Source organism: Rhizobium sp. 16-488-2b, from assembly GCF_017741815.1.
GTDB lineage: Bacteria > Pseudomonadota > Alphaproteobacteria > Rhizobiales > Rhizobiaceae > Rhizobium.
Genome location: NZ_JAGHMF010000012.1, coordinates 118,063 through 141,890 on the forward strand (window position 1 = coordinate 118,063; position 23,828 = coordinate 141,890).

Annotated in this window: 21 protein-coding genes; 10 read left to right on the plus strand and 11 right to left on the minus strand. The window is 62.6% G+C overall.

All coding sequences use genetic code 11. The features are described from left to right. Window positions 1-23 precede the first annotated feature (23 nt). The 6 genes from murI to J5286_RS12625 form a co-directional block, all read right to left on the minus strand. Window positions 24-827: a glutamate racemase gene (murI, locus tag J5286_RS12600; RefSeq protein ID WP_209190604.1), complete on the minus strand. Its 804-nt coding sequence runs from the start codon at window positions 825-827 to the stop codon at window positions 24-26. Further along, window positions 808-1,638: an RNA methyltransferase gene (locus tag J5286_RS12605; RefSeq protein WP_209190605.1), complete on the minus strand. Its 831-nt coding sequence runs from the start codon at window positions 1,636-1,638 to the stop codon at window positions 808-810. The genes murI and J5286_RS12605 overlap by 20 nt, the downstream gene beginning before the upstream one ends. A gap of 79 nt (window positions 1,639-1,717) precedes the next feature. After that, on the minus strand, window positions 1,718-2,044 hold the full coding sequence (locus J5286_RS12610) for a type II toxin-antitoxin system RelE/ParE family toxin (protein WP_209190606.1): 327 nt from the start codon (window positions 2,042-2,044) through the stop codon (window positions 1,718-1,720). Then, entirely contained in the window at window positions 2,041-2,301 is a 261-nt protein-coding gene (locus tag J5286_RS12615; RefSeq protein WP_047512196.1) for a CopG family ribbon-helix-helix protein, read from the minus strand. The genes J5286_RS12610 and J5286_RS12615 overlap by 4 nt, the downstream gene beginning before the upstream one ends. 107 nt (window positions 2,302-2,408) lie before the next feature. Next, on the minus strand, window positions 2,409-4,376 hold the full coding sequence (locus J5286_RS12620; protein ID WP_209190607.1) for an FUSC family protein: 1,968 nt from the start codon (window positions 4,374-4,376) through the stop codon (window positions 2,409-2,411). A 107-nt stretch (window positions 4,377-4,483) separates the two neighbouring features. Then, on the minus strand, window positions 4,484-5,014 hold the full coding sequence (locus J5286_RS12625; RefSeq protein ID WP_209190608.1) for a hypothetical protein: 531 nt from the start codon (window positions 5,012-5,014) through the stop codon (window positions 4,484-4,486). A 188-nt stretch (window positions 5,015-5,202) separates the two neighbouring features. On the opposite strand from J5286_RS12625, the gene J5286_RS12630 reads away from it, so the two are divergent. The 3 genes from J5286_RS12630 (at window position 5,203) to J5286_RS12640 (ending at window position 7,667) form a co-directional block, all read left to right on the plus strand. Then, a complete protein-coding gene (locus J5286_RS12630; RefSeq protein ID WP_047512202.1) occupies window positions 5,203-6,414 on the plus strand; it encodes an NADP-dependent isocitrate dehydrogenase in 1,212 nt (403 codons plus the stop codon). Window positions 6,415-6,494: 80 nt separating this feature from the next. Next, window positions 6,495-6,941, plus strand: coding sequence for a GNAT family N-acetyltransferase (locus J5286_RS12635; protein ID WP_209190609.1), 447 nt, complete (start codon window positions 6,495-6,497; stop codon window positions 6,939-6,941). Between the two features lie 96 nt (window positions 6,942-7,037). Then, the gene (locus J5286_RS12640) at window positions 7,038-7,667 is read left to right on the plus strand and encodes a glutathione S-transferase family protein (protein WP_209190610.1); all 630 of its coding nucleotides are present in this window, start codon (window positions 7,038-7,040) and stop codon (window positions 7,665-7,667) included. Between the two features lie 6 nt (window positions 7,668-7,673). Here the strand turns inward: J5286_RS12640 and J5286_RS12645 are convergent, their stop codons facing one another. The 3 genes from J5286_RS12645 to recA form a co-directional block, all read right to left on the minus strand. Then, a complete protein-coding gene (locus tag J5286_RS12645) occupies window positions 7,674-8,525 on the minus strand; it encodes an AraC family transcriptional regulator (RefSeq protein WP_209190611.1) in 852 nt (283 codons plus the stop codon). A 322-nt stretch (window positions 8,526-8,847) separates the two neighbouring features. Beyond that, a complete protein-coding gene (gene alaS / locus J5286_RS12650; RefSeq protein WP_209190612.1) occupies window positions 8,848-11,508 on the minus strand; it encodes an alanine--tRNA ligase in 2,661 nt (886 codons plus the stop codon). Between the two features lie 156 nt (window positions 11,509-11,664). Then, entirely contained in the window at window positions 11,665-12,741 is a 1,077-nt protein-coding gene (gene recA / locus J5286_RS12655) for a recombinase RecA (RefSeq protein ID WP_026283682.1), read from the minus strand. Window positions 12,742-12,981: 240 nt separating this feature from the next. Here recA and J5286_RS12660 point away from each other — a divergent pair, with 240 nt between their 5' ends. Both J5286_RS12660 and J5286_RS12665 read left to right on the plus strand, forming a co-directional pair. Further along, on the plus strand, window positions 12,982-13,926 hold the full coding sequence (locus J5286_RS12660) for a carbohydrate kinase family protein (RefSeq protein ID WP_209190613.1): 945 nt from the start codon (window positions 12,982-12,984) through the stop codon (window positions 13,924-13,926). Window positions 13,927-13,954: 28 nt separating this feature from the next. Beyond that, a complete protein-coding gene (locus tag J5286_RS12665) occupies window positions 13,955-14,881 on the plus strand; it encodes a pseudouridine-5'-phosphate glycosidase (protein ID WP_026283681.1) in 927 nt (308 codons plus the stop codon). Window positions 14,882-15,165: 284 nt separating this feature from the next. Here J5286_RS12665 and cckA read toward each other — a convergent pair whose 3' ends face one another. Further along, a complete protein-coding gene (cckA, locus tag J5286_RS12670) occupies window positions 15,166-17,766 on the minus strand; it encodes a cell cycle histidine kinase CckA (protein WP_018900533.1) in 2,601 nt (866 codons plus the stop codon). A 284-nt stretch (window positions 17,767-18,050) separates the two neighbouring features. Between cckA and J5286_RS12675 the strand changes: the two genes are divergently transcribed. Then, a complete protein-coding gene (locus tag J5286_RS12675) occupies window positions 18,051-19,148 on the plus strand; it encodes a flagellar biosynthetic protein FliO (protein WP_209190614.1) in 1,098 nt (365 codons plus the stop codon). An 89-nt stretch (window positions 19,149-19,237) separates the two neighbouring features. On the opposite strand, the gene dksA is transcribed toward J5286_RS12675, so the two are convergent. Continuing rightward, complete coding sequence (gene dksA / locus J5286_RS12680; RefSeq protein ID WP_018900535.1) at window positions 19,238-19,657, minus strand: RNA polymerase-binding protein DksA; 420 nt, start codon at window positions 19,655-19,657, stop codon at window positions 19,238-19,240. A 274-nt stretch (window positions 19,658-19,931) separates the two neighbouring features. Between dksA and J5286_RS12685 the strand changes: the two genes are divergently transcribed. The 4 genes from J5286_RS12685 to J5286_RS12700 all read left to right on the plus strand — a co-directional run bounded on the left by J5286_RS12685 (window position 19,932) and on the right by J5286_RS12700 (window position 23,821). After that, entirely contained in the window at window positions 19,932-20,429 is a 498-nt protein-coding gene (locus tag J5286_RS12685) for a SixA phosphatase family protein (protein WP_209190615.1), read from the plus strand. A gap of 72 nt (window positions 20,430-20,501) precedes the next feature. Continuing rightward, window positions 20,502-21,974: a YcjX family GTP-binding protein gene (locus J5286_RS12690; RefSeq protein ID WP_209190692.1), complete on the plus strand. Its 1,473-nt coding sequence runs from the start codon at window positions 20,502-20,504 to the stop codon at window positions 21,972-21,974. Continuing rightward, complete coding sequence (locus J5286_RS12695) at window positions 21,971-23,068, plus strand: YcjF family protein (protein WP_209190616.1); 1,098 nt, start codon at window positions 21,971-21,973, stop codon at window positions 23,066-23,068. Before J5286_RS12690 ends, J5286_RS12695 begins: the two co-directional genes overlap by 4 nt. Before the next feature lie 204 nt (window positions 23,069-23,272). Beyond that, complete coding sequence (locus J5286_RS12700; RefSeq protein ID WP_047512225.1) at window positions 23,273-23,821, plus strand: hypothetical protein; 549 nt, start codon at window positions 23,273-23,275, stop codon at window positions 23,819-23,821. Window positions 23,822-23,828: the final 7 nt, after the last annotated feature.

Genomic DNA, 23,828 nt, shown 5'->3' on the forward strand with positions numbered 1-23,828 from the left:
AAGATCGCCGCCACGGAACGATGTCACCTGACGGTGAGACCAAATCCCTGCATCAGCCGTTTCGTCGAAAAATCCGGATTGCCCGAGGTGAAGACCGCGAAGTCGAAATTGTCGGGATGCACGGCATCGGCCACTTCAGGCACGAGGCTGCGCGCGCGCCGGGCGATGGCCTCCGCCGGATCCAGCCAATCGACCGGCCACGGCGCCAGTCTCCGGAAGATGTTGGCCATGAACGGATAGTGCGTGCAGGCAAGCACGACGATATCCGTCTTCCTGCCATCCTTCTCGACGAAGCACTGCGCGATCTCGCCCATGACAGCCTCGTCGGAGAGCGTATCACCCCGAATATAGGCTTCCGCCATGCGGGCGAGGTTCTCCGAGCCGACGAGGCGCACATGGCACTGCTGCGCGAAGGACTGGATGAGATCACGCGTATAGGCGCGCTTGACGGTTCCGGGTGTCGCCAGAACCGAAACGAGCCCCGAGCGCGTCCGCTCCGCCGCCGGTTTGATCGCCGGCACGGTGCCGACGAACGTCATGCCGGGGAATGCGGCGCGCAGGTCGGCGCCGGCGAGCGTGAAGGCCGTGTTGCAGGCGATGATGCAGACCTCTGGGTCATGCTCGCGAAGCAGCTTCGCAAAGAGATCGATGATCCGCTCCCTCAGAGCCTGCTCTTCCCAGCCGCCATAGGGAAAACCGGCATCGTCGGCGACATAGATGAAACCGCGCTCGGGCATCAGTACCCGCGCCTCGCGCAGCACCGTCAGCCCGCCAATACCTGAATCGAAGACCAGGACGGGTTTCAGCTCATGCGTCGCTGCTGTCATCTTCCTGATGTTCCTTGACGTCTGCGGGCGCCCGGCTTCCGCGCGGATATTTCCGCGAGAAACGGTCGAGGGAGGAGATCACGCCGCGCATCACGCTGATTTCCTGCTCCGTGAAGGCGCGGCGAGAAAGGACTGCCCGGAGATTGTCGATCATTTTCGGCTTTTTCGCGGGCGGATGGAAATAATTGCGCGATTCCAGTGCTTCTTCCAACTGGTCGTAGAGCCCGTGCAATTGCTCCTTCGTCGATTGCGTCTGCTCCATCGCCTGGAAGGGAACGCTGCCGAGATCCTCCATGCCCGATTTCATCCACTCGTAGGACATCAGGAGCACGGCCTGTGCGATATTGAGCGAGGCGAAGGCGGGATTGACGGGGAAGGTCACGATCTCGTCGGCCAGCGCCACTTCTTCGTTGGACAGGCCCCAGCGCTCACGCCCAAAGAGGATGCCGGTCCCCTCGCCCGCCGTAAACCGCGCACGCAACGTCTGCGCCGCCACCACGGGCGAACGCACCGGCTTGAAGCCATCCCGCTCGCGCGCCGTCGTCGCATAGACGAAGTTGAGATCGGATATCGCCTCTTCCAGCGTCTCGAACACCTTGGTGCCCTCGATCACGTGGTCGGCCTTGGAAGCGGCGGCCTGTGCCTTCTCGTTCGGCCATCCGTCGCGCGGATTGACGAGGCGCAGTTCGGAAAGACCGAAATTCGCCATGGCCCGCGCCACCATCCCGATATTCTCGCCCATCTGCGGTTCGACCAGAATGATGACGGGACCTTCCGTCAGAAGAAGACGCTCGCTGTTCGTGCCTGCCATGAAGTCAAAATCCTTTTGCTAGGCGCGGAAATAGCCAAGACCGGCCGAAACGGCAAGGCTTATGCGGTGCGGCGTCGCCTCATTCCGCGTCGTCATCGAGGTGAGCATCGAGATCAACGTCAGGAGTTTGCGCAACGGTGCGGCCATGGCGGATGGACGTGACCTCGATTGCTTCGCCGTCGTAGGAATAGTCGAGCAGGTAATCGCCAACCACCAGTGTTCGGTTGCCCGATATCTGCAGGCCATGCATGTGGTTTCCGACCTCCGGAAAGGTGCGAAGCAATTCCCTCGCCTCCTTCACGGCCTGCGAGAATTTGCGGGCCGCGGCGGGGCTGTGATGGCGCAGGTATTCGGCTTCTCTACGGACGTAATTGGCCGCATCCCTAGAAAGCCGGACAGGGATCATGCGACCTTCCCGGCGATGATCTTGTCCATTTCGGCGATCACATCGTCGAGGTCTTCATACTCGCCCGATGCGATCTGCTCGCGCCCCTTGATAGCAGCGAAAATGTCCGCGCCTTCGTTCAGCAGATATGTCCTCAACGCGCGAACGATGATGTAGCTTCTGGATCGGTCGGTCGCATCGGCAATGGCTTGAATATCCGACAACACCTCACTGGGAATGCGAAGCGTGACGGATTCGGACATGTTTGCTTTCGTCATCGTCGTCTCCTGCCTCAAGCTAAACGTTTAGCAAGACATTGTAAGACAAATCTCTGATCAGCACAAACAAGCGGTCGGCTCCCGGTGCGGTGAGCCTCTACATCACGTTACGCGTCCGGATACAGCCGCTCGAGCGTCAGGCCGATCATCTCAAGCCCCTGCCGCCACCCCCTGCTGGCGTGCGGATGGTGACGCGTGGTCGATACGGGAATCTTGCGATCGACAAAGAAACACTCCGAGCGGCGCGCCGATGCGGACGTGACGCGGGCGAGGCTGGCGTCGATCAATTGGCGCGCATCGTCGCCGGTGATCGAAGCCTCCCGGTTCTTCGCCATCATCCGCGCCCAATAGGTGGCGGCCAGAAAGATCGCCAGCGTCTGCCGGACCTGTCCCGGCCTGGTGACAACCGACCATGACGAGCCGAGCGGGCGTGCCGTCGTCGCCAGATCCTTGTAGGCGGCGTCCAGCGCCTGCGACAGGCCAATCAGCCTATGTCGCGGCTCGCCGGCGGCGGTGGCCTTCAGCAGCGCGTCCAAAGCAGCGAACCATTTGTCCAGCACAAGATCGAGTGCGCCGCGAGTCCGCGCCGGAAAGACGACGAAGGCGACCAGCGTACCGACCGCGGCGCCGAGCGCGGTTTCCTCGACACGAAGCAACAAGAGATCCAGCGTCAGCGATCCGATCATCCCGTAAACCAGGCAAAGCGCGATCGACACGAAGAAGGTCATCGTCGCATAGCTCGTCTGCAGGAAGTAGAAGGCGAGGAAGATGGAGAGACTTGTGATCACGAGCGCTGGAGCCAGATGGCCCCTCAACAGCGTCGCGAGCAGAAGCCCGATGCCGATGCCGAACAGCGTCCCCACCGAGCGTTGCAGCGCCTTCATTGCCGTATCGCCGCGCGAATTGGTATTGGTGAAGACGAGGAAGGAGGCGAGCACCGCCCAGAACCAGCGCTCTCGCGACAGACCGAGACCGAGCGTCATGGCGATCGCCGCGGCGACGGTGATCTGCAGCGCCGAGCGCATCAGCGGATTGCTTAACGAGAAATCCAGCTGAGACGCTGAAGCCGGCGCCTCGGCCACGGCGGCGATATCGGCAAAGCCCGTCCGGTTGCCCTCTTCGATGGTCTCGACGAGCTCAGCCCGCGCATTGCCAAGCCTGATCAGAGCGCGTCTAGCCTCGGCCGAGGGACCTTCGTCATCCTCGGTCGGCGGGCGCACCTTGTGGCCCTCGATGATCCGATGCACCAGCTCGAAGGACGGCAGCGATTGCGAGCAGAGCATGATCGCGCCCTCCGTCGCCAGATGCGCATCGAACAGGCGAATCGCCAGTTCGCCCGCCGGCTCGGTGCCGGGATCAAAGACGCCGCTCGGAGGGCGCGGAATGAAGCTCTCGGCCATCAGCACCACCTCCTTCAGCCGCTCCTCCAGCTGATTGAGTTCCTGCCGGTCCGCATCCGAAACATGCCCCTCCGCTGCCAGTGCGGCGATCTTGAAGAGGATCTGGTTGATCCGCCCCTGCACGCTCTCAAGCGACCGCAAGAGATCGCGCCGCCAGTCATCAGGCAGCACGACGGAGCGCACCGCATGCGCAATCAGCGAGGAGACGATCGGGCCGATCGCCACGAAGGACAGCTCGGCAAGCGGCGGCTGGAAATAGGCGCCGAGAAAGTACGACATGAAGGCGAACATGCCGATCGCATGGCCGCGCGGCCCGAAAACACGTGCGGAAGCCGCGAGAAAAATGATCATAAGAAAAGCGGCGTCGGAGATCAGCCGGTGCCCTTCAAGCCCTGCTGCGATGACTACGACCACCAGACTGGCGGCGCAGCCGAGAAGTCGCGTCACTAGCTGCCGCCCGCCGCCCTTGTCGCGCACCGCGACACCGCCCTCGATCGCCAGCACGATCCCGAGCCCATAGGAGGCGATAGGCAGCGGAAACAGCAGTGAATGGATGACGAGCAGGACACCGAAGGAGAGCGCCACCGACAGCGTGACGCGGAGCGCCATCCTCAGCCGCGACAGCGCCGGATCGTTGGCAAGCAGCCAATCTCGAAAATCAAAACCGGAAAACAAAGAGTTCAGGCCCCGGAGCGGAGGAATGGTGTTTCACCGCTCACATATCGCCAAGGCTCTTAAAAGCAAATCAATCTTCGCGTCGAAGGCGTCCGACCGATAGGCCGTCACTGCCCCTTGGCGATCTGCACCATGGTGTTCTTCAGCGAGTTCGCGGGCTGCCCGGGATCGCCTTCGGTGAAGACATCGTCGACGACAGCCTTGCCGCCCTCTTCCAACACCTCGAAGCGCACGGTCGTCAGTGCCTGCTTGTCGTCGACGCCGTCCATGCAGGTCTGCTTTTTGAACGTCACCACCACTTCCGTCGCGCCGTTTTCGCCGGGCTTCGGCGTATAGGTCATGTCCTGCAGCGGGCACGCATCCTCGCCGTTGACGATGACATCGTAATCGAACGGCGACACGCCATCCTCGTCGGCCGCGGGGTTCTGCATCGCGGCGCGGTACTTGGCGACGAAATCCTTGCTGTAGATGCGCGTCAGCCTGCTCTCGTCGAAGATGTCTTGCCAGTCCTCGTCGGCGCCAGACCAGTTCTTGGTCGTGGCCCCCATGATCTCCTTGACCGGCGCCGTCGCGTCAGCGGCGAATACCGTGGCAGTGAGGCCGAGCAAGGCGGCAAAGGCAAGCGAAATCGTCTTCATGATCAAATGTCCGAGGCAATGGTTTTGCGCGGAGACTAGCCATTTTCCGTGTCTTGGCAATGGCGCAAAAACACACAAATCAGCCCTGCTTGCGGCTTTGCACTCCGGGCGCACAATGCTATAGCCCACGGGATTTTATATCACCCACCAGGGACGCATGTCCCTCAAAAGCTTAACGAGGCAGATACATGAAGAAGATCAAGGTCGCCAACCCCGTCGCCGATCTCGACGGCGATGAAATGACGCGCATCATCTGGCAGTTTATCAAGGATAAGCTGATCCATCCGTATCTGGACCTCGAAATCGACTATTACGACCTCTCCGTCGAAAACCGCGACGCCACCAACGACCAGGTGACCGTTGATGCCGCCAACGCCATCAAGAAGCACGGCGTGGGCATCAAGTGCGCGACCATCACGCCGGACGAAGATCGCGTCAAGGAATTCAACCTCAAGCAGATGTGGAAGAGCCCGAACGGCACGATCCGCAACATTCTCGGCGGCGTCATCTTCCGCGAACCGATCATCTGCCAGAACGTGCCGCGCCTCGTTCCCGGCTGGACCAAGCCGATCGTCGTCGGCCGTCATGCCTTCGGCGACCAGTACCGCGCCACCGACTTCAAATTCCCCGGCAAGGGCAAGCTGACCATCAAGTTCGTCGGTGAAGACGGCCAGGTCATCGAGAAGGAAGTGTTCGACGCTCCAGGCGCCGGCGTTGCCATGGCCATGTATAACCTCGACGAGTCGATCCGCGAATTCGCGCGCGCCTCGATGATGTACGGCCTGATGCGCAAGTGGCCGGTCTACCTGTCGACCAAGAACACCATCCTCAAGGCCTATGACGGCCGCTTCAAGGACATCTTCCAGGAAGTCTACGAAGCTGAATTCCAGGATCAGTTCAAGGAAATCGGCATCACCTACGAGCACCGTCTGATCGACGACATGGTCGCATCCGCTCTGAAGTGGTCCGGCGGTTACGTCTGGGCTTGCAAGAACTACGACGGCGACGTCCAGTCCGACACCGTTGCCCAGGGCTTCGGCTCGCTCGGCCTGATGACCTCCGTTCTTCTGACGCCGGATGGCAAGACCGTCGAAGCCGAAGCCGCGCACGGCACGGTGACGCGTCACTACCGCCAGCACCAGAAGGGCCAGGAAACCTCGACGAACTCTATCGCTTCGATCTTCGCCTGGACCCGTGGCCTCGCGCACCGCGCCAAGCTCGACGACAACGCCGAACTGGCGAAGTTCGCAGCCACGCTCGAAAAGGTCTGCGTCGACACGGTTGAGGCTGGCTTCATGACCAAGGACTTGGCGCTGCTGATCGGCCCCGATCAGCCTTGGCTCTCGACCACGGCTTTCCTCGACAAGATCGACGAAAACCTGCAGAAGGCCATGGCATAAGCCATCTGAAATATGCGAACGATGCGGCGGGGTTTTCCCCGCCGTTTTCGTTTCAGGGACATTAGGAGGGGACCAACAAGATGACCACGACCATCCGCCCGCTACAGCCATCGGACCGTAGCGCCTGGGAACCACTCTGGGCCGGCTATCAGCGGTTCTATGAAGTCACGATCCCCGACGAGACGACGGACCTCACCTGGGGCCGCTTCCATGACCCGGCAGAGCCGATGCACGCGCTCGGCGCCTTCGATGGCGACGGCAGGCTGGTCGGCATCGTGCACGCGATCTTTCACCGCTCCACCTGGCTGCCGAAATGGACCTGCTACCTGCAGGATCTCTATGTCGACGACAGCCAGCGCGGTCTCGGAACCGGCGCGGCATTGATCGAGGCCGTCGCCGATCTTGCGCGCGAGCATGGCGCCGGCCGGCTCTACTGGATGACACACGAGACCAACGCCACGGCGCGAAAGCTCTACGACCGCATCGCCGAGCGCTCCGGCTTCATCCAGTATCGCAAGGCGCTCTGACCGGCGCCGCTACTGCCAAAAATCTGACGTCGCCATGCCATAGACGTTGCCTCGCCGCTGGCCCGCGCCAGTTATGTAAAAAACGAGGAGAACACCATGGCCGACGAACTGATCTTCTACACCAACCCGATGTCGCGCGGACGGATCGCCCGCTGGATGCTGGAGGAAACCGGCGCTCCTTATACGACGGAGGTCCTCGGCTTCGAAAGCAGCATGAAGGCGCCGGATTATCTCGCCGTCAACCCGATGGGCAAGGTGCCGGCGATCCGCCACGGCAAGACTGTCGTCACCGAATGCGCCGCCATCTGCGCCTATCTGGCCGAAGCCTTTCCGGAGGCAGGCCTTGCGCCGACGGCCGAAGAGCGCGGCAGCTATTTTCGTTGGATGTTCTTCGCCGCCGGCCCGCTGGAAGCAGCCACCACCAACCGCGCGCTCGGCTTCCATACGCCGGCCGACAAGAGCCGGATGGCGGGCTATGGCAGCTATGCCGACGTGATGGACACGCTCGAAAAGGCCGTCAGCGCCTCGCCCTATATCGCCGGCAACCGCTTTACGGCGGCCGACGTCTATGTCGGCTCGCATGTCGGCTGGGGCCTCGGCTTTGGCACCTTCGAGAAACGCCAGGCCTTTGCCGATTACGTCGCCCGCGTCACCGACCGCTCCGCCTACAAGCGGGCGAACGCGATCGATGACGAAGCCACCAAGGCGCTGCAGAAAAGCGCCTGATCAGGCTCATGCGAGCGGCATGTAGATCTCGGTGACTAACTCGGTCGGCGGCACGTCGCGCGGATTGTTGAGGTAATCCTCGAACATCAGCCCATCGCGCAGCTGCCGGCCCGACGCCGGCAGCCATTCCGAAAACAGCCACTGATAGGCCTTGTGCATATCGGCATAGGGTCCCTTGTGGCTGAGCACCGCATACTCCCCGCCATCGAGGGTGAAGGGCTCAAGCGGTGCCTCGACCGCAATCCCGCCTTGGACGGAGACACAGGCGATGGAGCGAAGCTTGTCTGCCGGCACGAGATCGGGATCGTCGAAATAGACGCCGATCATCCGCATATCCGGCTTCGCCAGCCCGCGCGCGTGGAGCGTGCCGAAGAGAACCTCGAACGCCTTGCTGATCTGCATATACGAGCCCGTGTGGCGCACGCCGACAAGCGCGATCGGCTCGATCTTCAGTAAGGTAACGTTGAACATGGCCTTGGTCCTTCCGTTAGGTGAGGGTTGGAATTCCGTATGGCTTCCCTCTTTCCGATAACGGGCCGGCGGCATGCCGTAGACCGATTTGAAAATGCGATTGAAAGACTGGAGGTTGGGATAGCCGGATCGCCTGGCAATCTCCCCGATACCGAGATCCGAACGGACGATATCGCCCGCCGCGCGATGCAATCGCAGCCGCTTGACGGTCGCCGCCAGCGTCTCGCCATGAACCGCGCGATAGATCCGGTGCCAGTGATAGCTTGACATGCAGGCGATCTCGGCGAGCGTGTCCATATCCAGCTCTTCATCGAGATGATCATGGATATAGGCTGAAACCCGCCTCAGGCGGCTTTCGTAGAGTGCCCATGCCGTGGTGCCGTTCATGTCGAAACCTCATGCCAGTTGACCGGCTGCAGACAAGCATAACGCGATTTGACAAATCCTGCTGAGTTGATGAGCAGCATGGAATTTGCGCTTCTCCATTTCAGCAAAGCGCCCCCTCTCTGCCCTCATCCCTGTGCTCGTCACAGGGATCCAGCGCGATCAAGTCATTGATCGCAATAGATTCTCTTCGCCGCGCGGACGCGCGCCGGCTGGATTCCTGTGACAAGCACAGGAATGAGGGCGGCAAGGATCTGCCGGCGCAAAAGAAAAAGGCGGGCACCCGAAGCACCCGCCTTTCGCAATTCAATCAAGAGCCGGCCGATCAGCCAGCCAGCGCAGCCGCCACGGCCTCGAGCGCCTCATCGGCCTTCGATCCATCCGGACCGCCGGCCTGCGCCATGTCCGGACGGCCGCCGCCGCCCTTGCCGCCGAGAGCGGCAGAGGCGATGCGGACCAGATCGACGGCGCTGAAGCGGCCGACGAGATCAGCGGTGACCGCGACCACGGCGCTGGCCTTGCCGTCTTCGGATACGCCGATCAGCGTCACGACGCCGGAACCGAGGCTGGCCTTGCCGTCGTCGGCGAGACCCTTCAGATCCTTCGGATCGACGCCGGAGATGGCCTTGCCGAGGAACTTGACACCAGCGATGTCGCGCACCGCCTCTTCCGAGGCGCCCTGCCCGCCGCCCATGGCGAGCTTGCGCTTGGCGTCCGCCAGTTCCTTCTCGAGCTTGCGGCGCTCGTCCATCAGCGCTTCGACGCGCGTCAGCACGTCAGCCGGCTGTACCTTGAGCGAGGTCGCCAGCGCCTTCACGCGCTCGTCCTGTTCGGCGAGATAGGCACGCGCCGCCTCACCGGTGACCGCTTCCAGACGGCGAACGCCGGAGCTGACGGCGCTGTCGCCGAGAATGCGCACGAGGCCGATGTCACCGGTCGCCGACACATGCGTGCCGCCGCAAAGTTCGATCGAGTAAGGCTTACCTGTCTTCGCGCCATGCAGCCCCTGGCCCATGGAAACGACGCGGACTTCGTCGCCATACTTTTCGCCGAACAGCGCCATCGCGCCCTCGGCGCGGGCGTCGTCGACGCTCATCAGGCGGGTCGTGACCGGCGAATTCTGCAGAATGATCTCGTTGGCCATATCCTCGACCACCTTGAGCTCTTCCGCCGTCATCGGCTTCGGATGCGAGACGTCGAAGCGCAGGCGATCCGGCGTGACCAGCGATCCCTTCTGGGCCACATGGGTTCCGAGCACTTCGCGCAGCGCTTCATGCAGCAGGTGGGTCGCCGAGTGGTTGGCGCGGATATGCGAACGGCGGGCGTGATCGACGGTCAACGCCACGGCATCGCCGGCCTTGACCGTTCCTTCGACGACGGTGCCCGTGTGAACGAACAGGCCCTCGCCGCGCTTTTGCGTATCGGTGATTTCGATCTTGGCGTTATCGGACGAAATGACGCCCGCATCGCCCATCTGGCCACCGGATTCACCGTAGAACGGCGTCTGGTTGACGACGATCTGCACCTTGTCGCCCTTGGCTGCTTCGGAGACAGAGGCACCGTCCTTGACGATCGCCTGAACGACGCCTTCGGCGATCTCGGTGTCATAGCCGAGGAATTCGGTGGCGCCGTGCTTGTCGCGCAGCTCGAACCAGATCGTCTCGGTCGCCTTGTCGCCGGAGCCGGCCCAATGCGAGCGGGCTTCGGCCTTCTGGCGCTCCATGGCGTCGGTGAAGCTAGCAAGATCGACGTTGATTTCGCGGGCGCGCAGCGCGTCCTGCGTCAGGTCGAGCGGGAAGCCGTAGGTGTCGTAAAGCTTGAAGGCGGTCTCGCCGTCGAGCATGTCGCCCTTGCCGAGCGTCGTCGTGGCATCCGACAGAAGCGACAGGCCGCGCTTCAGCGTCGTGCGGAACTTGGTCTCTTCCAGCTTCAGCGTCTCGGTGATCAAGGCTTCCGCGCGCACCAACTCCGGATAGGCGCGGCCCATCTGCTGGATCAGCGCAGGCAAAAGCTTCCACATCAGCGGCTCGCGCGCGCCGAGCAGTTCGGCATGGCGCATGGCGCGGCGCATGATGCGACGAAGCACGTAACCGCGGCCTTCGGCGGACGGCAGAACGCCGTCGGCGATCAGGAAGGCGGACGAGCGCAGGTGGTCGGCGATGACGCGATGGCTGGCGCGCTGCTCACCCTCGGCCTTGACGCCGGTAGCTTCCTCCGACGCCGAGATCAGCGCGCGGAACAGGTCGATGTCGTAATTGTCGTGCTTGCCCTGCAACAGGGCTGCGATACGCTCGAGACCCATGCCGGTGTCGATCGACGGACGCGGTAGGTCGACACGCTCTTCCTTGGTGATCTGCTCGTACTGCATGAAGACGAGGTTCCAGATCTCGATGAAGCGATCGCCGTCTTCTTCCGGCGAACCAGGAGGGCCGCCCCAGATGTGGTCGCCGTGATCGTAGAAGATTTCCGAACAGGGGCCACACGGGCCGGTGTCACCCATCGCCCAGAAATTGTCGCTGGTCGGGATGCGGATGATCTTGTCGTCGGAGAGGCCGGCGATCTTCTTCCAGAGATTAAAGGCTTCGTCATCGGTGTGATAGACGGTGACCAAAAGGCGCTTGGCGTCGATACCGAATTCCTTGGTGATCAGCGTCCAGGCATGCTCGATCGCCTGCTCCTTGAAGTAATCGCCGAAGGAGAAATTGCCGAGCATTTCGAAGAAGGTATGGTGGCGCGCGGTATAGCCGACATTGTCGAGGTCGTTATGCTTGCCGCCGGCGCGCACGCACTTCTGCGCGGTCGACGCCGTCTTGTAGGGGCGCTGCTCGAGACCGGTGAAAACGTTCTTGAACTGCACCATGCCGGCGTTCGTGAACATCAGCGTCGGGTCGTTGCGCGGCACCAGCGGGCTCGATGAAACGATCTCGTGGCCGTTCTTCTTGAAGTAGTCGAGGAAGGTCGACCGGATTTCGTTCACACCGCTCATGCTATGCCCTTCAGTGCTGCCCAAGGCAGGTCAAATCTTGAAAATTCAGTGGCTTTTATCGCTGACGTTAACCACTGTCCAGCAGACAAACAAAACCGGCTGCATTCTGATCAAGGAATGCAGCCGGCTTTGAACTATTCAGTCGTGGATCGAGGCTTATTCGCCGTCGGAATCGTTGGCGTCAGGGCCGCCATTCTGCAGCTGATCGGCGATCAGGCCGGCGTTCTGGCGGATCGACGTTTCGATTTCGCGCATCAGCTCCGGGTTATCCCGCAGGAACGTTTTGGCGTTCTCGCGGCCCTGGCCGAGACGCTGGCTGTTATAGGAGAACCAGGCGCCCGACTTCTCGACGATCCCGGCCTTGACGCCGAGGTCGACCAGCTCGCCGGTCTTCGATACGCCTTCGCCATACATGATGTCGAATTCGACCTGCTTGAAGGGAGGCGCCATCTTGTTCTTGACGACCTTGACGCGCGTCTGGTTGCCGATCACCTCTTCGCGCTCCTTGACGGCGCCGATGCGGCGGATGTCGAGGCGAACCGAGGCATAGAACTTCAGCGCGTTACCACCCGTCGTCGTTTCCGGCGAACCGAACATGACGCCGATCTTCATGCGGATCTGGTTGATGAAGATGACCATGGTCTTCGACTTCGAGATCGAGGCCGTCAGCTTGCGCAGCGCCTGGCTCATCAGTCGCGCCTGCAGACCCGGAAGGCTGTCGCCCATCTCGCCTTCGATTTCGGCGCGCGGCGTCAGTGCCGCGACCGAGTCCACGACCAGCACGTCTACCGCACCGGAGCGCACCAGCGTGTCGGTGATTTCGAGTGCCTGCTCGCCGGTATCCGGCTGCGAGATCAGGAGATTGTGCAGATCGACGCCGAGCTTGCGGGCATAGACAGGATCAAGCGCGTGTTCCGCGTCGACGAAGGCGCAGATGCCGCCCTTCTTCTGGGCTTCCGCGATCGTCTGCAGCGCGAGTGTCGTCTTACCCGAGCTTTCCGGCCCGTAAACCTCGATGATACGTCCCTTCGGAAGACCGCCGATCCCGAGTGCGATATCCAGTCCGAGAGAGCCCGTCGAAACGGTCTCGATCTCGACCACGCCCTCGTTCGAGCCGAGCTTCATGATAGAGCCCTTGCCGAACGACCGCTCGATCTGTGAGAGTGCCGCTTCAAGTGCCTTGCTTTTGTCCACCGATTTGTCCTCTACAAGCCGCAATGTATTCTGTGACATTCGATCCACCTTTAGGTTATTGAAGCCGCTCAAGCAATGTCGCCGCCGATGTCGATTTTGTACCGCATTTGTTCTCATCACGCAAGTGCCGTTCAAAGCATTGAAAAAAAGAGGTAAAACGGCCTGTGTTCTACATTTGTTTTATCCATGCAAAGCAAGAGCTTACAGCACCTGGACGGCGGCTGACCGCGCGTCCGGAGGCCGCTCGATTCGGCCAAGACGGCATTTCGGAGCGATGAGATGAGCAAGAAGATTCTCGTCCTTGGCGGCGCCCATGTCGATCGCCGCGGCCGCATATCGGGCGCGACGGCAGATGGCGCCAGCAACCCCGGCTCCTGGTTCGAGGAAGCAGGCGGCGGCGGCTTCAACGCGGCCCGCAACCTCGCCCGCCTCGGCTTCGACGTTACGATGATCTCGCCGCGCGGCGGCGATCCGACCGGGGAGATGGTGAGCGAAGCGGCAGATCTCGCCGGCGTCAACGACCGCCCCTTCATCTTTCTCGACCGCAAGACGCCGAGCTATACCGCGATCATCGAGCGCGACGGCAATCTGGTGATCGCGCTTGCCGACATGGATCTCTACCGCATGTTCGTGCCGCGCCGCCTGTCGATCCGCTCGGTGCGCGACGCGTTTTCGGCGACCGACATGATCCTCTTTGATGCCAACCTGCCGGAGGAAACGCTGGTCTCGATCACCGCTCGCGCCAAGACGCTCGGCAAGCCGGTGGCGGCGATCGCCATCTCGCCGGCAAAGGCCGTGAAGCTGAAGGCCTGCATTGATGGGATCGACTATCTCTTCCTCAACGAGGCCGAGGCCAGCGCGCTGACCGGCGAGCGGCCGGAAAACCCCGTCCACTGGCCGTCACTGCTCGGTGATATCGGCCTCAGGGGCGGTGTGGTCACCCGGGGACAGCGCGAGCTGATCGCCTTTTCCGCCGGCCACGTGGCGGCGCTGCAGCCGGCCAATGTCGAGCATGTGTCCGACGTGACCGGTGCCGGCGATTCGCTTGCATCAGGCGTTATCGCAGCACTTTTGCGCGGGCTACCGATGAGCGAGGCCATCCGCGAAGGTGCCGCTGCCGCAGCGCTGACGGTCCAGTCGCCCAACGCGGTCAACGAAAATCTCTCCGCCGATCTGCTGAAACAGGCTCTGGCTCTTGTCCCGCCGGCGAGAATTCTGCATTGAAACCCAATCAGACGAAATGGAAGATCCGATGACGAACACTCTCTCCTCCAAGCTGCCGATCACCTATTCCAAGGAAGTGGCGAGCGCCAAGCAGCGTGGCGCGCCGATCGTTGCGCTCGAATCGACGATCATCACCCACGGCATGCCCTACCCCGGCAATATCGAGATGGCCCGCAGCGTCGAATCGATCATCCGCGAACAGGGTGCTGTCCCCGCCACCATCGCCGTCATCCACGGCACGCTCCACATCGGCCTTGAAGCCGAAGAGCTGGAGCAGCTGGCCAAGGCCAAGGATGTGCTGAAGGTCTCGCGCGCCGACCTCGCCTTCGCGATCGCCGAGCGCCGCCATGGCGCAACCACGGTCGCCGCCACGATGATCGCCGCTGAACGCGCCGGCATCAAGGTCTTCGCGACCGGCGGTATCGGCGGCGTGCATCGCGGCGCGGAAGAGAGCTTCGACATCTCCGCCGACCTCGAAGAACTTGCCCGCACCGGCGTCATCGTCGTCTGCGCCGGCGCCAAGGCGATCCTCGACGTGCCGAAGACGCTGGAAGTGCTGGAAACCGCTGGCGTGCCCGTGGTCACTTACGAGAGCGAAGAATTCCCGGCCTTCTGGTCGCGCTCCTCCGGCCTGCGCAGCCCGCTGACGCTGAACAGCCCGGCCGCCATCGCCAATTTCCAGACGGTACGCGAACAGCTCGGCATCGACGGCGGCATGCTGATCGCCAATCCTGTGCCCGAGGCCGACGAGATTCCGGCAGAAGAGATGGAAATCTACATCCAGCGCGCGCTCGACAGCGCCGAACGCGACGAAATCTCCGGCAAGGCGGTCACGCCCTACCTGCTGAGCACCATCTTCGACCTGACCGACGGCCAGAGCCTGAAGACCAATATCGCACTGGTGGAAAACAACGCGCGGCTTGCCGGTGAGATCGCGGTTGCGCTCAACGCCTGAAGATAAACAACCGAGGGCAGCGCCAGGCTGCCCTCTCTTCATCTTTCTTTGGTATGGTCACGCGTCTCGTGAACCTTTTACCGCGCACCCCCCTCATCCGACCCTTCGGGCCACCTTCTCCCCGTTGGGGAGAAGGGGAGATGGAGCAAAACAGCTCGCCACAAGTCTCTTCTCCCCCACGGGGAGAAGATGCCGGTAGGCAGATGAGGGGGCCAAACCGCACAACGCGTCCCGGCAAACCGCAGGAAAAACACTAGCATCCTCAGGCCTGCCAGCGCCCTCACCTACCCCTCAAGCGTCTCCTTGACCACCACAGCCAGCTGCTTCAGCGAAAACGGCTTCGGCAGGAACCCGAACTTGGACTCTGGCGGCAGGTTGCGCGCGAATGCGTCCTCGGCATAGCCCGAGACGAAGATGAACTTCAGATCAGGATATTTCTTGCGCAGTTCGCGCAACAACGACGGCCCGTCCATTTCAGGCATGACGACGTCGGAGACGACGATATCCACCTTGCCGTCGAGCTCATCCATGATGTCGAGCGCTTCCACGCCCGATCCCGCTTCGTGCACCGTATAGCCGCGCGTCTCCAGCATGCGCTTGCCGCCGCGACGCACCGCCTCCTCGTCCTCGACGAGCAGGATGACGGCCGAACCTGTCAGGTCTTCCGGTTGCTCCGGCTTGGCGGGTGACAGGGCGACGACGTTGTCGGCGCTTGGGGTGACCGCATCGGCCTCGGCAGCAATCGCCGGCTCGACGATGTGACGCGGCAGGAAGACACGGAAGGTCGTGCCCTTGCCGACTTCCGATTCCGGCTGGATGTAACCGCCGGATTGCTTGACGATGCCGTAGACCATCGCGAGCCCAAGACCCGTGCCCTTGCCCACCTCCTTGGTGGTGAAGAAGGGCTCAAAGATCTTGTCCATGATCTCAGGCGCGATCCCGGTGCCGTTGTCCGACACCTCGACCAGAACCATGTCCTCATGCGGCATGTAGGAGTAGTTGAAAGCGGCGACTTCGGCAGCCGTCGCGTTCTTCGTGCGCACGGTCAGCTTGCCGCCCTCGGGCATCGCGTCGCGCGCATTGACGCAGAGGTTGATCAGCACCTGCTCGAACTGCGAAAGGTCGGTCTTCACGGGCCAGAGATCGCGCCCGTATTCGACGTCGAGCTTGACATTGGTGCCCGACAGCAGCCGGTCGACCAGCATCCTCAAATCTCCGACGACATCGGTGAGATTGAGCACGCTCGGCCGCATCGTCTGCTTGCGCGAGAAGGCGAGCAGCTGGCGCACCAGAACGGCGGCGCGGTTGGCGTTGCGCTTGATCTCCATCAGATCCGCAAAACCAGGATCGGCCGGGCGCGCCTGCAGCAGCAGATGGTCGGACGACAGAAGGATGGCGGTCAAGACGTTGTTGAAGTCGTGCGCGATGCCGCCGGCGAGCGTGCCCACCGCGTTCATCTTCTGCGTCTGCGCCATCTGCGCCTCGAGCGCCTTCTGCTCCGTCACCTCGACTGCGTAGACGATCGCGGCCTCTTCAGGCGCTTCATCGCTCTGGTCGATCACGGCGTTGACGTAGAAGCGGAAATGCCTGTTGTCATCGGCCTGCGTCTTGGAATCGAGCGGAGGAATATCGCCCTGCCGGTCCTTAGCGGCGGCAAGCGCGCCCTGCAGCCTCGGCTTGTCGACATCCTGCACGATCGTTTCGAACAGCGCGCCGTTCTCGACGTCATCGCGCGACACGATGCCGGAGAAGAGTTTCAGGAACGGCGCATTGGTCCTCAGGATGCGGCCGTCGCCATCGACGGAGGCGATCGCCATCGGCGTATTGTTGAAGAAGCGCGTGAAACGCATCGATGCAGCCGACGCCGACTGATCACCAGCCGTGCTGTCGCGCCGCGTCAGAACGATCGAGCGGCTCTCGCCGGGTGCGCCGTCGCGCATTGAGGTGACGCTGTGAACGATCTGCACCGGAACGCCCTGCCCGTTCGATTTCTTCAGGTCGAGATCGAGCGTCACCGTCTTCTGCAGACCGGGATCGGCCTGCACGGATTGGATCAGCGCCAGCCCCTCGCCGGCCACCATGTCGCCGATCGTCATCGAACCGGGAATGAACTTGGTGAGGTCGATCCCCAGCCACTCGGCAAGCGTCGCGTTGAGATAGAAGATCTCGCCCTTGCGGCCCGCCGAAAAGAAGCCGGCAGGCGCGTGGTCGAGATAATCGATGGCGTTCTGCAATTCCTTGAAGAACCGCTCCTGGTCGTCACGCTCCGACGTAATGTCGCTGATCTGCCAGATATGCAGCGGCCGACCGCCGCTCTCCTCGCTCTGCAGGATACGCGCCTTCAGGCGGTACCAATGGGCGCCAGATCCGTTCAGCGATGGCCCCAGCGCGCGCAGCAGGCGGAACTCCTCGCGTCCTTCGCGGCCCTCGCGCAGCCCGTTGGAGAGCCGGTAGAGCGCCTCGTTGGATTCGCGGTGGCGCGACAGAAGCGCTTCCAGCGTCTGCACCTCGGTCGGCTTGCGCGCGCCGGTCAGCGCGCCGTAAGCGGCATTGGCGTAAACGATCCGGCCCTTCTCGTCGGTGATCAGCGATCCGTCGGGATGGCTGTTGAGAAAGGCGCGGGCAAGGCTATCCGATTGGCGCTGCGGCATCACCTCGATGAAGCCGATGATCGACGACACCAGGAAGAAGATGCCGACCATGGCCAGCACGCCGAGAACGCCGAGCACCATCTCGTTGTCGAGCGAGGTCTTGAACACCACGAAGGCGGCGGCGACGCCGATCAGCACCAGCGCCAGAAGCAGGATCCGCACGGCGGTTCCCGCGCGCCCTCCACGGTCCACGAGCGGTTCGCTAAAATTGTCGGCCTGACGGGATTTCGTCATGTACTTCCTCGCATTGCCCGCCGGCCTTCATTCGTGACTAACAGACGAAGCAGGAATCAGGCGCCTCTTCCTTCTTAGCAATTTGCTGCCCCGCCAAAAACACCACACTCCATGAAGAGTGATTGAATTCACAAGCTACAGCGCCAGTTTTGCCGTTAAATGTAGATTGAGACGTTCCACAGACATTGCGTCGCACCTTTCGGTGACTGGACAAGCCGCCTCCCCCTTGTCTAGGAAGCTTAAAAGTCGTCATGTGGTTGAACGCCGCAAAGGAGTACGTGACTATGTTCGATGGCATCATGGAATCTTATGGCAGCCGCTTCATCATTGCCGCGGGCGGCGTGGCCATCGCCCTGCTGCTGCTCGTCGCGGTCCTCTGGATCATGCGCAACCGGGCATCCTCGCCCTTCGTTCGCGGCGGCCGCAACCGCCAGCCACGCCTTCAGGTTCTCGACGCCGCAGCCGTCGATGCCCGACGCCGCCTTGTGCTGGTGCGCCGCGACGATGTCGAACACCTGATCATGATCGGCGGCCCATCCGATATCGTCATCGAAAGCCGCATCCTGCCGGATGGGCAGGTCGCCACCAGCGAGCCGGCACGCCCGGAAGCACCACAGCCGGCCGCCCCCAGCGAACGGCCAGCAGAGCCCGTGATGACATCCTCCGTGGCTGAGCCCGAGCCCTCGGTCATCGTCCCACCCGCACCGCGCCCGGCCCCCACGCGTGGCCTGTCGCCGATCGAAGAGTTCGCACCGAGCGCCGAGCGTCTGGACACCCCGCCGATCGCGCCACCGCCGGCTCCGCAGCATCAGGTATTCGAGCCCGAGATCGAACCCGCGCCACGCCCTGTCCCTGTACAGGTCGCGCCGGTATCGATCACGCCAGCACCCGTCGCACCGCGCCCGCAGCCTCCGGTATTCTCGCGGCCGGAGCCTGCGCCGATCGAAACGGCCGAAGCCGTCGATATCCTCGATTCGGCACGCCAGCGCGTTCTGACGCCGCAGAGGATCGAGCCGCAGGTGATGAGCCCGCCGACGCCGCCGCAGCGTGTCGACCTCTATCCGCCGGCACCTCAGGCGCCAACGCCGCAGCCGGCCGCGTTCCAGCCCGTCGCTCGCCCGGCCCCCTCGGCCCAGCCCAGCGACTTCCAGCGTGTCCTGGAAGAGGAAATGACCAGCAATCTGGCGGCTGAGCGCCCAATGGCACAGCACAATGCGCCGATGCACAATGCACCGCCGGTGCAGAACGCGCCTGCTCGCCCCGCACCCTCCAACATGCCGCGCCGCGATCCGGAGATGGCACCAATCACAGGCGCCGACGCCGCCCTTCAAAACGAGGTGGCCCGCATTTTCGGCGAAATGAGCGTCAACCGCGACAAATGATCGGCGGCGGCGCCAGCCGCCCGTTTCCTGCAAACAAAAAAAGGCACCGCGCGATGGCGGTGCCTTTTTAGTTTGTGATGTAACCGGAATTATTCGTCCCGGTAGACCTTTTCACGACGCTCGTGGCGTTCTTGCGCTTCGATGGACAGCGTTGCGATCGGGCGGGCGTCGAGACGCTTAAGGCCGATCGGTTCACCGGTTTCCTCGCAATAGCCGTAAGTGCCTTCCTCAATACGCTGCAGTGCGGCGTCGATCTTGGATATCAGCTTTCTCTGGCGGTCACGGGCGCGCAGCTCGATGGCTCTGTCCGTCTCGGACGACGCTCTGTCGGCGAGATCCGGATGGTTTGCGCTTTCCTCGGCAAGATGCTCGAGGGTTTCGCGCGCCTCTCTGAGGATGTCGTTCTTCCAGGCAATCAGCTTCGCCCTGAAATAGGCGCGCTGGTTACCGTTCATGAACTCTTCCTCTTCCGAGGGCACGTATTTGCTAAGATCGATCTTCTCACTCAACGCGATTCTCCTGAAGAACATCTCATCTGGCGGCTGTATATCCCGACCACGGCGTCGGATTCAAGCCCAATCCGCTAGGTAAACACATTTTTAAATCTGTCACAATTTTGAGCTAACAGGCTATTTTTACGTCACTATTTTTCAAAGCCACCGTTTCAGCTTGCCAGCTGAAGTAGCAGCGCCTGTGCAACTTGCCCACTGGATTCCGCGCGCCGGTTGACGAAGACACCGGGCTGGCGCTACTGAAATAGATCAATCGACCGGGGACTTTCCGATGACCGCAATCGTGCCGCCGCCTTCCCGGATTTATCTTTTGAGACACGCCGAAGCGGCATTTCCCGCCCCCGGCCAGAGCGATTTCGACCGCCCGCTGAGCGAGCGCGGTTATGCCGCAGCCGAGATCCTAGCCGAGAACGCGGCCGACAAAAGCTACAAGCCCGACCTCGTCGTCAGCTCCACCGCCATACGCTGCCGACAAACGGCCGATGCCTTGCACCGCGCGATGGGCGAAAACCTCGATGTCCGCTTCGTCGACGCGCTCTATAACGCCACGCCCGAAATCTATCTCGATATTCTCGGCGCGCAGCAGGACATGGGCGCCGTCATGCTTGTCGGCCATAATCCCGTCATCGAGCAGACGCTCGAGGCGCTGATCGGCCACCAGCTGCTGGCGCAGGCGTTGCCGAACGGCTTTCCGCCGGGCGGTCTGGCGGTGCTCGATTTCGACCAGGGCCGCAACAACTGGCGCCTGATCGACTTCATGATCGACTGACAGGCGCGCAACCTTCTTTTTCTTCGGCGTGCCGGTTCCTATATGGCGTCTACCAGCAATCGGAATTTCGCCTTGCCGCCAAGCATGACATCCTTCACCGACGACGCGCGCATCGCCTTCGACACCCTGTCGGACCGCGCCTCCGGCCTCGTCAACCCGACGATCCGCCTCGGCGTCACCGGCCTGTCGCGGGCGGGCAAGACGGTCTTCATCTCCTCGCTGGTCCATAACCTGCTGCATGGCGGCCGCCTGCCCCTGTTCGAGGCCGTCCAGTCGGGCCGCGTCTCCGCCGTCCGGCTCGAAGAGCAGCCAGACGACAGCGTACCGCGCTTCCAGTACGAGGATCACATCAAGGCGCTGGTGAAAGACCGCATCTGGCCCGATTCCACACGCGCAATCTCAGAGCTTCGGCTGACCATCGATTATCAGAGCGCCAGCGGCTGGAGCCGCTTCTTCTCGCCAGGCAGGCTCTCGATCGACATCGTCGACTATCCCGGCGAATGGCTGCTCGACCTGCCACTGCTGGCAAAGGACTACCGCACCTTCAGCGAAGAGACGATCGCGCTGGCTCGCACCGGCATCCGCACCGAGCTCTCCAAGCCATGGTTGGCGCTGACCGACGATTGCGACATCAACGCCCCGGCGGACGAAATGCGCGCCCGCGAACTCGCCACCGCCTTCGCCGATTACCTCAAGGCCTGCAAGGCCGATGAGCGCTCTCTGTCGACGCTACCACCCGGACGCTTCCTTCTGCCCGGCGATCTCGACGGCTCGCCGGCGTTGACCTTCGCGCCGCTGGTGCTGCCGCCGACGGGCAAGCCAGAAAAAGGATCGCTCTGGGCGATGATGGAGCGACGCTACGAGGCCTACAAATCCGTGGTCGTCAAGCCGTTCTTCCGCGAGCATTTCTCCCGGATCGACCGCCAGATCGTCCTTGTCGATGCGCTGCAGGCAATCAATCGCGGCCCCGAGGCCGTGCAGGATCTGGAGCGCGCGCTGACGGACGTTCTTGCCTGTTTCCGCCCGGGCACGAATTCGCTGCTGTCGTCGTTGCTTGGCCGCCGCATCGACCGCGTTCTGGTCGCCGCCACCAAGGCCGACCACCTGCATCACGAAAGCCACCACCGCCTCGACGCCCTGACGCGTCGCTTGGTCGACCGCGCCATCCAGCGCATCGGCATGGCCGGCGCCGGCATCGATGTCATGGCGCTTGCCTCCGTGCGGGCAACACGTGAGGCAACCGTCAAGCGCGACGGTCACGAGCTGCCGGTCATCGTCGGCACGCCGATAGAGGGTGAAACGATTTCTGGCGAAACCTTCGACGGCATCAGGAAGACCGCGATATTCCCGGGCGACCTGCCCGAAGACCCCTCAGCCCTCTTTGCAAGCATCGAATCGGGCGACGAGAATGTGCAGCTGCCCGACGTGAACGTCGTCCGCTTTCGCCCGCCGAGCCTTGAGGAGACCGGCGGCATCAAGCTGTCGGTGCCGCATATCCGGCTCGACCGGGCCATGCAGTTTCTGTTCGGAGATCGCCTCGCATGATCAAGCCGCCCGCCGACCAGCCCCCGCGCCGCGCGCCGGCCGCCTTCGCCTATGAGGACGAGCGCGAGCAGCACAAACCGGAGACTAAAGCCGGCCGGCCGACAGCAGAGCCCCGCAAGCCGGCCGCCTTCTCGAGCGAGATCACGCTGACACCGGACGAGGACGATCCCTTCATCAATCCGGACAAGGACCTCCCGGCCCTGCCCGTCGCCCAGCCCCGCAAACGGGGCACTTCCTTCGGCAAGATCGCGCTTGGTGCTTTTGGCGTGCTGTTTTCGCTCGCCTTCGGGCTCTGGACAGACAGCCTGATCCGCAACCTCTTCAGCCGCGCCGACTGGCTGGGCTACACAGCGCTTGCCGCGGTCGGCATCGGCATCCTGGCTGTCATCGCGATGGTCGTCAGGGAGACCGCTGGCATGATGCGGCTGGCCGCCGTCCAGACGATCAAGGCCGAGGCGGAAGCGGCTATCTTGGAGACCAAGCCCGCCAAGGCCCGTGCGCTCGTCAAGAGCCTTGAGCACCTGCTATCAAACAAGCCGGAGACCGCCCGCGGCCGCGCCACGCTGAAGGCGGCCGAAACCGATATTATCGACGCCCCGCATCTGGTGGCGCTTGCCGAACGCGAGCTACTCGCACCGCTCGACCGTCAGGCCCGCAGCCTCATCCTCAACGCCTCCAAACGCGTCTCGGTCGTCACCGCCGTCAGCCCGCGCGCCATCGTCGACCTGCTCTACGTTCTCTACGAGGCCGCCAAGCTCATCCGCGCCATGGCCGATCTCTATGGCGGCCGGCCCGGCACATTCGGCATGCTGCGGCTGATGCGCGACGTTCTCGCCCATCTCGCCGTCACCGGCTCGATCGCGGTCGGCGACAGCCTCGTCCAGCAGGTTCTCGGCCATGGCCTGGCATCCAGGCTCTCGGCACGTCTCGGCGAAGGCGTGATCAACGGCCTGATGACCGCCCGCATCGGCATCGCCGCCATGGACCTCTGCCGCCCGCTGACGTTCCGCGCCCTGAAGCGCCCGGGAATCGGTGACTTCATCGGCGATCTCACGCCATCGATGACGAAGAGTGACGGCAACGGGCGGAATTGAGCCAGGATCCGTAAACCATTCGCTCCAAACGGTCGACTTCAGGAATCTAATGGGATTCAACAGTTTACGTGAGACCAACCAGCGCGCGGCCGGCACTGAAAAGCCCGCAGACGCGCGGCTTCTGACCCATTGGAAACCAAGCATTAACCATTTTTCGGCAAAACTTGGCAGCAGTTAAGCGATATGGTTCGCCAAGGAAAATCCATGTACTCGCGCAAGTTTCTCTATCTCTTCGGTCTCGCGGCAATCGCCCTGTCGCCTTTTGCCGAAACGGCTCCAGCAGCCACCGCCGCCACGCGTGACAAGGCATTCTTCGAATCCGTCGCGGGCTCCTGGAGAGGTCCGGGCGAAATCGTCGCCGGCAAGTACAAGGGCACCAAGTTCACCTGCAACCTGATCGGCGAACCCGTCACCGACGGCACGGGCGTCAAGCTCGACGGCAGCTGCCGCGTCGGCGTCTTCAAGCAGCCGATGAGCGCGCTGATCACCCAGTCTGGAAACAGCTACAAGGGCAAGTTCCTCGATGGCGCCGCCGGCAAGGGCCTCGACGTTGTCTCGGGCACAGTGACTGAGGACACCGTCGTGGTCGGCCTCAACCGCGCCAAGCTCAACGGCGCCATGATCGCCCGCGTCCGCGACGACAAGACGATGAACGTCACGGTTTCGGTCAAGGTCGAAAGCCAGATGATCCCGGTGATCGGTCTGACTCTGTCGCGCCAGGTCGACGAAATGACGGTCGGCTCGGTCGAATAATCAATAG